General features: G+C 49.6%; 9 protein-coding genes and 1 pseudogene. 4 read left to right on the plus strand and 6 right to left on the minus strand.

Annotated elements, in window-relative coordinates; genetic code table 11:
- The first annotated feature begins 220 nt into the window (after nucleotides 1–220).
- Nucleotides 221–1,456 (plus strand): MFS transporter, encoded by a 1,236-nt coding sequence (locus LG52_RS14100; protein ID WP_044732416.1) that lies wholly within the window; start codon nucleotides 221–223, stop codon nucleotides 1,454–1,456.
- A 67-nt stretch (nucleotides 1,457–1,523) separates the two neighbouring features.
- On the opposite strand, the gene LG52_RS14105 is transcribed toward LG52_RS14100, so the two are convergent.
- The 6 genes and pseudogenes from LG52_RS14105 to LG52_RS19900 form a co-directional block, all read right to left on the minus strand.
- On the minus strand, nucleotides 1,524–2,570 hold the full coding sequence (locus LG52_RS14105; RefSeq protein ID WP_044732417.1) for a P1 family peptidase: 1,047 nt from the start codon (nucleotides 2,568–2,570) through the stop codon (nucleotides 1,524–1,526).
- Between the two features lie 334 nt (nucleotides 2,571–2,904).
- Nucleotides 2,905–4,122: pseudogene (locus LG52_RS14110) on the minus strand (IS1634 family transposase); the annotation flags it as partial.
- A gap of 266 nt (nucleotides 4,123–4,388) precedes the next feature.
- On the minus strand, nucleotides 4,389–4,949 hold the full coding sequence (locus LG52_RS14115) for a hypothetical protein (RefSeq protein WP_044732418.1): 561 nt from the start codon (nucleotides 4,947–4,949) through the stop codon (nucleotides 4,389–4,391).
- 17 nt (nucleotides 4,950–4,966) lie between these two features.
- Nucleotides 4,967–5,260 (minus strand): CRISPR-associated endoribonuclease Cas6, encoded by a 294-nt coding sequence (gene cas6, locus LG52_RS14120; protein ID WP_052524522.1) that lies wholly within the window; start codon nucleotides 5,258–5,260, stop codon nucleotides 4,967–4,969.
- A gap of 9 nt (nucleotides 5,261–5,269) precedes the next feature.
- Nucleotides 5,270–6,403, minus strand: a complete 1,134-nt coding sequence (locus LG52_RS14125) for an IS4-like element IS5377 family transposase (protein WP_015375695.1) — start codon at nucleotides 6,401–6,403, stop codon at nucleotides 5,270–5,272.
- 91 nt (nucleotides 6,404–6,494) lie between these two features.
- On the minus strand, nucleotides 6,495–6,959 hold the full coding sequence (locus LG52_RS19900; protein WP_052524524.1) for a hypothetical protein: 465 nt from the start codon (nucleotides 6,957–6,959) through the stop codon (nucleotides 6,495–6,497).
- 1,444 nt (nucleotides 6,960–8,403) lie between these two features.
- Here LG52_RS19900 and cas9 point away from each other — a divergent pair.
- The 3 genes from cas9 to cas2 are packed head-to-tail and all read left to right on the plus strand — an operon-like array spanning nucleotide 8,404 to nucleotide 11,997.
- On the plus strand, nucleotides 8,404–11,001 hold the full coding sequence (gene cas9 / locus LG52_RS14135) for a type II CRISPR RNA-guided endonuclease Cas9 (protein ID WP_231584472.1): 2,598 nt from the start codon (nucleotides 8,404–8,406) through the stop codon (nucleotides 10,999–11,001).
- A complete protein-coding gene (locus tag LG52_RS20650; RefSeq protein WP_231584473.1) occupies nucleotides 10,943–11,647 on the plus strand; it encodes a hypothetical protein in 705 nt (234 codons plus the stop codon). Before cas9 ends, LG52_RS20650 begins: the two co-directional genes overlap by 59 nt.
- A gap of 41 nt (nucleotides 11,648–11,688) precedes the next feature.
- The gene (gene cas2, locus LG52_RS14140; RefSeq protein WP_044733282.1) at nucleotides 11,689–11,997 is read left to right on the plus strand and encodes a CRISPR-associated endonuclease Cas2; all 309 of its coding nucleotides are present in this window, start codon (nucleotides 11,689–11,691) and stop codon (nucleotides 11,995–11,997) included.
- The last annotated feature ends 145 nt before the right edge of the window (nucleotides 11,998–12,142 follow it).

Genomic DNA, 12,142 nt, shown 5'->3' on the forward strand with positions numbered 1-12,142 from the left:
TTTGACATAGATGGCCCCCTTGTCCGCCTGGCAAGGGGGATTGGTTTATTCAGACACGATTTATGACACACAGAGCTCGCTTCCCCGCCGTTCAACATCAACACAGGCTGACGCACGGCCTGACAACCGTTTCTCCCATGCATAAGCAAAATGGTTTCCTTTGTTTTTCCATCGTGCTAAAATCATTAGGAGAACGAAATAATACAGGAGATGACCTTCTGTGAACTGGAAACGAAGCGTCCGCATCCTTTGGCTGTGCAATTTCATGGTGTCCGCCGGGATGACGATGGTCATTCCGTTTTTATCATTGCTTTTGTGGGAGATGGGAGTCACCGAACACCACACGTTAAGCATCTGGACTGGCCTTGTCTTTTCTGCGACGTTCTTATCGGCGGCCATCATGGCCCCGGTGTGGGGCGTGTTCGCCGACAAGTACGGCCAGCGCGCCAACCTCATCCGAGCGGGGATCGGCATGGGGCTCATCACCGGCTGCATGGCGTTCGCCCATTCGCCGACGGCGTTGCTTGTTCTTCGTTTTCTTGTCGGCTTTTTCTCCGGGTTCATCACCGTCTCGTTTTCGTACTTGGCGCGCGTCGTACCGAAAAGCCATAGCGGCGAGGCGCTCGGGACGCTGCAGACGGGAAGCATCGCCGGAAACATCATCGGGCCGCTCATCGGCGGCGCCTTATCGGATTGGTTCGGCTTCCGCCCGGTGTTTCTCGTGACCGGGCTTTGCATTTTGGCGACATTGCTGCCTGTCATCTTTTGGCTCGAAAAAGACCCGGTCGCGCGGCAGACGAAAGAGAACCAAGCGAGCTTCAAGGAAGTGTTCGAACACCGGACGCTCGTCTTGTTTGTCGCTACCTTTCTCGTGCAAATCGCCGTTCTTGGCGTCAACTCGATGATGACGATTTTTGTCCAATCGCTCGTCGGCCATTCTAGCAATCTCGCATTTTTATCCGGCCTCGCCTCGTCGATCACTGGCATCGCGACAATGATCGGGACGCCGTATTTAGGCAAGCTCGGCGACCGAATCGGGCAGGAGAAAATGCTGCCGATGCTGCTCGTCCTCTCCGGCCTGCTCGCCTTGCCGCAAGTGTGGACAGATCATATATACGAGCTGTACGTCTGGCGCTTTTTGCAAGGACTTGTCGTCGGCGGCGTATGGCCCGCTATTCAGGCGCTCATCAACGTGCAAAGCCCGCGCCGCATTCAAGGCCGGGTCTTCGGTGTTACGGCCAGCAGCCGCTTCCTCGGCAACCTCGCCGGACCGACCGCCGCCGGCGCGATCGCTGGGCTATGTTCCACCACTTATATTTTCGCTTTATCGGGCTTGCTCCTCGTCGCCACCGGCATCTTGGTCGGATACGCCCACCGCAGCGCCCCCAACACGGCGCGGGGAGAGATGAAAGAAAAACTCGTTGCCTGGATGCACCGCCTCCATAGCCGGCACTAACCACAAAAGGCGCCGACAGAAAAAACGAGACGGCTCGAAAAATCATTCCTTTCGAGCCGTTTCCCTCTCACTGTTCCATCCGCCGAAGCAACGAATACGGAATCGCTTCCCCAACACGCCCGTTCCGTCCGGTCGTCGTCTCCGCCGTCGTCAGTGAATTCCAAATCGCTTCTTCCGTCGCCTCCATCGCCGCCTGAAACAACTCATTCATAAGCGGCGCGTCGTCACGGACAAGCGGCGGAATGGATTGGTGGACAGCATCAGAAAAATGCGCCATCGTATACGCATTGGAAAACGCAATGACAATATCACCGCTCCCGTGATGAACGCGGCTTCCCGTCCGCGCCAACCCAACGGCCGCCCGCTTTGCCAGCCGCTTCAGCTGCCGCGCATCAAGCGGCGCATCCGTCGCGACGATCATCATAATCGACCCAGGCGGCATGTCCCGTTCATTAAACGATGGCGGCACATACGGCACAAACTGCAGCTCCTCGCGCCGCCCAAAGTTGCTCACCACCAGCGCCCCGACCGTATACATCCCGCCCGCGATCCGCGACGAACTGCCGACGCCCCCTTTCCAGCCAAAACACATCATCCCTGTTCCCGCGCCGACCACTCCCTCTTCCATCTCCACCCGCGCATTGGCAATCGCCTGTTTCGCATGCTCTTTCGTCACCGCCAGCGCCCGGGCCGTGTTCAAATAGCTGTCATTGCATTCACCGACGACAATGTTGATCGACCCGGTCGTATCGCCAATCTCCGGCGTTATCGCAAGCATATACTCGAGCGTCCCTTGCCAAACCTCCCCAACGCTGAACGTATTGGTCAACATCACCGGCGATTCGATCACCCCGAGCTCCTCAACTTGCACAAGCCCCGCCGTTTTCCCAAACCCGTTCAGCACAAAGCAAGCCGCTGGCACTTTCTCCAAAAACAAGTTGCCCTCATGCGGCAACACCGCTGTCACCCCGGTGCGGATCACCGTCCGTTCATCGATGTCCTCGCGAATCGTCACATGCCCGACCCGCACCCCGGGCACATCCGTGATTTGATTCCGTTTTCCGGTCGGAAGCGACCCGATTGAAAATCCAAGAGCACGAAGTTTATGACGCATAAATCTCCCCCATCGCTTTTCTCCGCCTTCCCTTCCGGCAGGCTGCATGAACGTGAAACATAGCATTCACCGAAACCACGCTAGTAAGGAAGCAGATGGATTGCTCTTGTGTCAAGTATATCGTATTTTGCTGAGGGAATGCAGCTGCTGTTAGGTTATGTGGCTATACTGGTACTAGAGCAGTTCGTACGATCCAGAGTTTAAAACTCACATTTCGCACCCTAACAGGGTAGAAAGAAAGGATTTTTGATTTCGTTTTTCAGAATCACGTTTCGACCAACACGACGAGCGAGGACAATCCTTTTTTTACCATATATGGTCGTTCCGTATAATGTTACACGTAAATGCTTTCGTCCATTCCCACCCCTTGCAGAATCCTTCGCTGCTCGTAGGTGAGCGGTTTCCCTAAGGCGCGTTGGATTTGCCCATCCGGCAGGATGACGTTCACATATTGAAACAGCTGAAAAATCGCCTGTCCGGTTGGCCGGGTCAGCTTGCGGCCTCCAGCCCCTTTTAACGGGTGTTCCGGTGTGATGAACGGACGCACCCGGCGCTGAAAAACACGGTAAATCGCCAAGGCCAACAGAAACAAATCCCCCAATACGGCGACCCGTTCTGGTTTTTTGACGTAAATCTCACCCGTGAAAAACGGATCTTTCAAAAACGCGAAGTTCATTTCCACCGAGATTTGCCCTTTATACAGCTTCAAGATCTCTTGGGCATCCATAGGTTGACCCTTCCATTCCTTCGGAACGGTCGTGACAAGGACAAACCGGGACGCTTTCCGCCTCGCCTGTTCTCACGCCTCGTGATCGAATTCTATGTCAAGGCGCAGGAGATGCAGCGTCTCCATCTCGGGTTCCGCCCCTTTTTTCGGCCGTCCGCGCCGTTTTTTCGGACGCACGATCTCTTCGACCGCGGCCTCGACCCGATGAAACCGAGAGCGAAGGGAGGCCTTGAGGGATGTCAAGGCTTGTTCCGCGTCTTCCCGGCACGAGAATAGGTGACGCTCCCAACGGATTTGTTCCTCGCGAAGAAGCTCCGCTTCTTTGACCCGTTCTTTTTCGAGCGTTTTTCTTTTGCGCTGGTCGAGCGCGCTCGATTCGACGACGATCAAGCGTACGGGATGGCCTTCATAGGTCGAGGCCGTTTCCCATACCCGATGCGTGGCGCCGTTTCTCTCCGCCAAGGCAAAAGGTTCGCTCCACGGGATGTGAGGCGAATCGGCCTCGGCCCATGCTCGTTTCACGATCCGAAGCGACGAAGGGCCCCTGGTGACCAAAAAGGCGTTGGCGGCTTTCGTCTGCGCCAAGGCGTCTTTCGTCATCGCGGCGGAATCGGCTGCGTCAATCCATTCATCGTCGATCTTGGCTTGTTTGAACTGTTCGTGGATCCGCGACAGCACCTCAGGATTCCACGCCTTATCCGATCGATTGCCGTCGTGCACATCTCCGTAAAACGGGATGCCGTCCTCGTTGCCGACGAGTCCGAAGCCGATCTGTTTTTGCCAATGTTGATGGCGGTTGCAGCCATGCGTGATCTGCAGGGCCTCTGGATTCCCTGCACAAAAACGATCAGACTTTGGATAAAACGTTACCATGGACATGGTCTAAAAGGACTCGAAGAACGGCGCGGGACATCCGAGTCTCCATTCAAGGGAAGACCCCGAAAAAAAGAGTGTAGTTTAGAGGAAGAGAATCGGAGATTGAAAGCAGAGAATGATTATTTAAAAAAGTTACGAGAACGGACAAGGAGGTGAAACCGAAAGAGCGATTCTGGATCATTCAGGAGTTATCCAATACCTATCCGATTGCCTTCCTATTTATTTTCGTGCTCCAGCATTGCGCGAACAAAAGCCTCATACTTGAACTCTTGGGAACCGACGCAGATGGTTTGGTTCTCCTTCTGCAAAATGACGGATTTCCCCTCAAGAGAATCCGGGAGCTGAAAGCGATCGAAGCGCACCTTTCCGCTCCCTTTTTTATTGCCAGTGACAATCAATTCAGCCGCTTCCATTTTCGCGATCCATTTTGACAATTGAGAATCTTCCATATGCTGTTTCCGAAGAGCTAGTTGCAAATCGTTCCATACACTTGTCAAGAGATAATGTAGTGATTCCACTTCTCTCACGAGATAACTTTGCAAGGTGGCTGCATCGTTATTTCCAAAATACCCGTATTCATACAATGTGTCTTGAGAATACGGAATGGGGTCTTCGATCCGAATGACCCGTCTCTCGAGGTCGAACGTCAAAAAAACTGCATACGGCCTTTCTTCCGATTTGATCTTCGTTTTAAGCAATTTCACCTTCGACGCAAGCGGGTCATAATCCGCAGGCACTAACGACCCGAGATACGCCGTCAGCTGCGGCAGATTCACGAACGGACACCTCCTGATTAACGGCTGATGGGGCGGATACAGCCGAATCCGCATGAATTTTTACCACCAAGACCTGCATCAACAGCAGCTTGCAACAGACGAGAATCCCCCTCAAGGATAAATTTCCCGTTGTACGCTTCAATAATGGTGTTTTTGTAAAGCACGATCTGTTTACGGAAATCTCCGATTGAATCAATAGAGACAGGCGCAAACGTGAGATCCGTTCCGTATATCAGCTTGGCTTTCCTCACCAGGTTGTCAGAAATGATTCGTTGAAAATCTTTTTCCCCCGGATGAAAGTATTTCGTCACGAGTGTTGATTATCCAAAATTATACATACGCCTTCCATAAATTTGGGCATACTCAAACAAAGCAGCGGCCATCCCGGATTTCCAATCGAGAGGAAGCTGCCCAGAGAAAAAACGGCGAACGAACGAAATGAAGGAAAGAGAGACGTTCGTCTGTTTTTTGGTTTGATCATACAGCCATCGCAGCAACACATACGCGATGAACGCCGCAAACAGTTGGTTGTATACCGCATTTTCCGTCGTGCCAAACAAGGTCGGGACATTCAGATATTGCTTCACCCAACGGAAAAAGACCTCAACAGTCCAACGTTGTTGGTACATGTCGGCAATGGTTTCCGCAGACGCATGGAAGAGGTTCGTCACGACCCGAATGTCGCGGCCATTCGCATCTCGAAAGATCACCACCCGGTGACGCTTGGTGGAGCGGCATTGTTTCGTCCCCAACTGGCACGTGAAGTCGGCTTGAACCGATGAGGATGTGCTGGAAAGGCGTTTCAAGCTTTTTTTCTGATGAAGTTCGATGTTGTCCTTCATCCGAATGACAAAGAGCTGATGCTGCTCCACAAATCGATCGAGGCGTTCGATTTTGAAATACGCCCGGTCTTCCACCAGCACTTGTTGAGCGTTCGTCAACTGTTCTCCCACCGGGCCATCATGACGCAGTCCGATGGTTTCCACCACGTCTGCCGGCAACGAGGATTCCGGCGAATACGCGACGTGCAGCTTCACTCCGGCGCGTTCGCCGTGATACGGCGCCCATGGCAGGCGGTTTTTCCCGACCGTGACGGTCGTCGAATCCACCACCCGAAGCGGTTTGGGAAACCGAAGCGAACGGCGGGTTTGGCGGTTGCACTTGGAAATGATCAACGCCAACAAGCGTTTCATGATGTCATAGGGAACTTCTTTCGCTTTCTTGGATACAGTTGAATAATGGAATCGCGGCAATCCATACAGAGGCCCCACATCGGCTCCGTGGCGAAAGCTTTTCCATTGATGCATGGCGGCCAGCAGGAAGAAGTGAATCAACTCGCGCAACGTAAAGGTTCGAGACGAATCACGATACCCAACCGCTTCGGCAATCAGTTGAATCTCTTCATCCGAAACAAGTTTTTGCATCAAATTCGGGAGTGTGGTATGCTTGTTCATAGAGAGCACCTCCTGGGTTTGTTTGTGTCGCTACTCACATTCTACAGGAAAGGTGCTCTTTTTTCTATACCCTTTGGATTTTATTGGATAATCAACACGCCTGGTATTTCGTATATCTTCGCCCATCCGACCGCAATAACGTGGAATAAGCGACCACTGGCGAAAGCGTCTCCACTTCAATGACAGATTTCTCAACTTTAAAAATCTCGGTTTGGATGGATGTGACACGCAAAAACTGGCTTCCGATGCGTATTCCTTCCATGAGCAAAACTTGGGTGATTTCCCGTATAAACTGCTCAATCGGTGAGGACAGCATGAGTTTGGCCGTGTTTTGAAAGACTAACATTTTGGATGCAGAGACATAATCATGAGGGCCTATTAAACGCGAGAACGAGAAGAGGGCAAACCGTCTACGATCTACGATATACCCTTGATTGTGAAGAAACTCAGCGAATTCCGGACTAAGGTGGCGATAAATCACCGCTTGCAGGAAATGGTTGTAATTGACTGGAATCTCCCAAGGAGTGTCACTTTGCAACGTAATTGTGATGTGCATGTTTCCTCCTCCGACATTTGCAGGTTTATGTATACGATTATATATGTGCACTTCAAACTATTCATACCTTATTTCATTTTCAAGGATGTGATGGAAAGATATGACGCAAAATCTCCTTTTTCGCTGCCACTATCCTAAAAACGGTTTTAATCCCTCATAGGTTACGATAAAAACGTGAAGGCCTGCCAGCGTTTTCCCCATTCCTGTCGGGTTTCAATCCCTCATAGATACGATAAATGCCCCAAAACCGCGCATAATATCAAGCTTTTTCTTTTCGGGCTATCTTCAGAATATCATATTTTAAAAATTCCGTCAATTTTTGTCCGTAATGGCTGTAGGGATTTGGCGTAAAAAACAATTGTCATCGATCCCCCGGATTTTTGCGCGATTGAGGGTCGACGACAACGTACGGGTTAGACTCGGGTGGCCTGTCCATACTTCCCCAGCTTATTCCTTCATCTTTTTCAATCCGCTCAACTGGCAACCCAGTCAGTTCGTGAAAGATCTTCACATCATGCCCCTTGGCCAACATTCTCTTCGCGATGTCTATTTTTCCTTCGTGCACGATATCCTATATATAGGTTGTAATAAAGAATTTCCGATCTCCATGTCCCGTCTTTATCACCTGACAAGCTGGCACGGTGACAAGAAGAGCGAACAATGCCATGTAAAACAAAATTGCAACTTATATAGACCCCCATGCCGAAAAAATTTCGGCGCCATCGGAAGGATGAAAATACCCTTCTGTCGAATATTTTAATTTTATACATTTTGGAATTTAAGTATTTTCAGGATAAATGCAACGAAAAAGTTTAACATATCCTTGACGGAAAAGTGGCTTGTCCATTTTTCGACTGTCGAAGGCAAGCCACAGGCTTGCCCCCGTCACGTCTTGGCGTGACGGAAGACCGAACAACCACCCGCTTCACAGACCTATACATGGGTCTGGAAGCGCGTTGTTCGGTCGCCCGACAGTCGAGCAAATGCTCGGTAAAAGCGACAAATGTTAAAGCTTCAAATTGCATCTATAATAAAATGGCTCTGACTCATAGCACTGCACTTTAGAACAATCTTGACGATTCGTCATCCGAATAGGAATTATCTTCCCATTGCCACTGTTTCAATCCCTCATAGGTACGATAAAAACTTGTTCTGCATTCTTCACCTTGCTTTAAGCATTGCCCAAAAGTATAGAAATATGAAAAAAAGGCCTTGAATTTTCCAAATATATTTGTTATTATAGCAATAAGATCATACCACAGCAATGATCTCAGGGTTACTATGATAAGGGCTTTCTGCCTAGGGCAGACTGACCCGCGGCGTTGGGGATCGCCTGTCGCCCGCTTTTGGCGGGCATTCCCCATCCTTGCGCAAAATCAGACCTTGGCGGAAAACGCTAAGGTCTTTTTTACTACATAGCAATATTCATTGGGAGGGGATACAAGTGAGACATAAAATCGGCCTTGATATCGGCATTACCTCTGTCGGTTGGGCAGTCATTAATTTGGACATTCCTCGCATTGAAGATTTAGGAGTCCGCATTTTTGACAGAGCGGAAAACCCGCAAACGGGAGAATCACTAGCTCTCCCGCGGCGCCTCGCCCGCTCGGCTCGACGTCGCTTGCGCCGCCGCAAGCATCGGCTGGAACGCATTCGCCGTCTTCTCATCCGCGAAGGAATTTTAACGAAAGAAGAACTGGACAAGCTGTTTGAGGAGAAACATGAAATAGATGTCTGGCAGTTGCGCGTAGAGGCATTGGATCGAAAATTAAACAATGATGAGTTGGCCCGCGTCCTTCTTCACTTGGCCAAACGGCGCGGTTTTAAATCCAATCGCAAAAGCGAGCGCAACAACAAAGAAAATAGCACCATGCTCAAACACATCGAAGAAAACCGAGCCCTTCTCTCAGGCTACCGAACCGTTGCCGAAATGATCGTAAAAGATCCAAAATTTGCATTTCACAAACGCAATAAAGGAGAAAATTACACGAACACCATCGCCCGTGACGATCTCGAACGGGAAATCAAACTAATTTTCACCAAACAGCGCGAATACGGGAACATCGTTTGCACAGAGACATTCGAAAACGAATATATCATGATTTGGGCATCACAGCGCCCTTTTGCTTCTAAAAATGACATCGAGAAAAAAGTCGGTTTTTGCACATTTGAACCAAAAGAAAAGCGGGCGCCGAAAGCAACGTACACATTCCAATCGTTCGTTGCTTGGGAGCACATCAATAAATTACGGCTCGTCTACCCGACAGGCACACGGGGGCTCACGGATGAGGAACGCCGTCTTTTGTATAAACAAGCGTTCCATAAAAACAAAATCACCTATCATGATATACGGACGTTGCTCCATTTGCCCGATGACACCTATTTTAAAGGCATTGTCTATGACCGGGGCGCACCGTTAAAGCAAAGCGAAACGATCCGCTTCCTTGAACTCGACGCCTATCATCAAATTCGGAAAGCCGTCGATAAAGTTTATGGGAAGGGGAAGTCAAGTTCATTCCTCCCCATCGATTTTGATACATTCGGTTACGCCCTGACGTTGTTTAAAGATGATGCCGACATTCGCAGTTACTTGCGAAACGAATATGAACAAAACGGAAAACGGATGCCAAATTTAGCGAACAAGGTATATGACAACGAGCCAATTGAGGAACTATTGAACTTGTCATTCACAAAATTCGGCCATCTGTCGCTAAAGGCGCTTCGCAACATTCTTCCTTATATGGAACAAGGCGAGGTCTACTCAGTTGCTTGTGAGCGGGCAGGGTACACATTTACGGGGCCAAAGAAAAAACAAAAAACATTATTGCTCCCGAACATTCCGCCGATCGCCAATCCGGTCGTCATGCGCGCATTGACACAGGCGAGGAAAGTGGTGAACGCCATTATCAAAAAGTACGGTTCGCCGGTATCCATTCATATCGAATTAGCCCGCGATTTATCACAAACGTTTGACGAGCGGCGGAAAACCAAAAGAGAACAAGATGAAAACCGGAAGAAAAACGAGACGGCCATTCGCCAGCTGATGGAATATGGCTTGACGATAAATCCAACCGGCCATGACATTGTCAAGTTCAAACTTTGGAGCGAACAAAATGGGAGATGCGCCTACTCGCTTCAACCGATTGAAATTGAACGGCTGCTTGAACCAGGTTATGTAGAAGTGGATCACGTCATCCCGTATAGCCGAAGCTTGGACGACAGTTATACAAATAAAGTGTTGGTATTGACAAAAGAAAACCGCGAAAAAGGCAACCGCATCCCTGCCGAGTATTTAGGAGTAGGCACAGAACGCTGGCAACAGTTCAAGACGTTTGTATTAACGAACAAGCAGTTTTCCAAAAAGAAACGGGATCGGCTGCTCCGGCTCCATTACGATGAAAACGAAGAAGCGGAATGGAAAAACCGAAACTTAAATGACACCCGGTACATTTCACGCTTTTTCGCCAACTTTATTCGTGAGCATCTCAAATTCGCCGAAAGTGATGATAAGCAAAAAGTATATACGGTCAACGGCCGCGTTACCGCCCATTTGCGAAGCCGCTGGGATTTTAACAAAAACCGTGAAGAATCGGATTTGCATCATGCCGTCGATGCCGCGATCGTCGCCTGCACATCGCCAAGCGATATTGCCCGAGTCACCGCCTTTTATCAACGGCGCGAGCAATGTAAAGAATCGGCCAAGAAAGCAGAACCGCACTTTCCGCAACCTTGGCCGCACTTCGCCGATGAACTGCGGGCACGTTTATCAAAAAATCCGAAAGAGAGTATAAAAGCTCTCAATCTTGGAAATTATGATGATCAGAAACTCGAATCGTTGCAGCCGGTTTTTGTATCCCGAATGCCGAAGCGGAGCGTTACAGGGGCGGCTCATCAAGAAACGTTACGGCGATACATCGGCATCGATGAGCGGAGCGGGAAAATCCAAACCGTTGTCAAAACGAAACTGTCCGAAATTAAACTGGATGAGACAGGGCATTTCCCGATGTACGGCAAAGAAAGCGATCCGCCAGCGTCTGCTTGAGCATAACAACGATCCGAAAAAGGCGTTCCAGGAACCTCTGTACAAGCCGAAAAAGAACGGGGAACCCGGGCCCATCATTCGGACAGTGAAAATCATCGACACGAAAAACCAAGTCATCCCGCTAAATGACGGCAAAACCGTCGCCTACAACAGCAACATCGTCCGGGTCGATGTATTCGAGAAAGACGGCAAATACTATTGCGTTCCCGTCTACACAATGGACATCATGAAAGGTGTTTTGCCAAACAAATCCATTGAGCCAAACAAACCGTACTCTGAGTGGAAGGAAATGACGGAAGACTATACGTTCCGATTCAGCTTATATCCGAATGATCTCATCCGCATTGAGCTTCCTCGGGAAAAAACAATCAAAACCGCCGGGGGCGAGGAAATCAAAATCAAGGATCTTTTTGCCTACTATAAAACCATTCATTCGGGAACAGCAGGACTGGAATTAGTCAGCCATGACTGTAGCTTCTCCCTCTCAGGCGTCGGTTCAAGAACCCTCAAACGATTCGATAAATACCAAGTAGATGTACTCGGCAACATCTACAAAGTGAGAGGGGAAAAGAGAGTTGGGTTGGCGTCATCTGCTCATTCGAAAACCGGGGAAACTGTCCGTCCGTTACAATCAACTCGTGATTGAACAAGAAGAAAAAGTTTCTATCCCATTGTATGAGTAAGTTTATGCGATTGCTCGTCTTTTTTGACCTTCCCGTCGTGACCAATCAGGAGAAGCGCGAATACCGGCGATTTCGCACATTCCTGCTAAACGAAGGGTACGATATGTTGCAGTTTTCTGTCTACAGCCGCGTCTGCCATGGACACGAAGCAACGGACAAACACCTAGCAAGGTTAAAACGCAACTTACCCCCTCGAGGATCGATTCGGGCAATGGTCGTAACGGAAAAGCAGTACGCAAAAATGCAGCTGCTTCTTGGGGAGCCGACAGCACAAGAAAAGAAAATCACATCCACCCAGCTGACGCTTTTTTAAAAAAACGGGAATGGTTCCCCTTTTTTGCATAAGCACATTTGCATTTTTTGAAAGCAAAAAAGCCTGCGATCCTTGAGATGGCAGGCTTTTTTGGATACGTATTATACCACAGCGATAATCTCAGGGGAACTATGACGCTTCTTCC

Origin of the sequence: Geobacillus kaustophilus, from assembly GCF_000948285.1 — a bacterium.
GTDB lineage: Bacteria > Bacillota > Bacilli > Bacillales > Anoxybacillaceae > Geobacillus > Geobacillus thermoleovorans_A.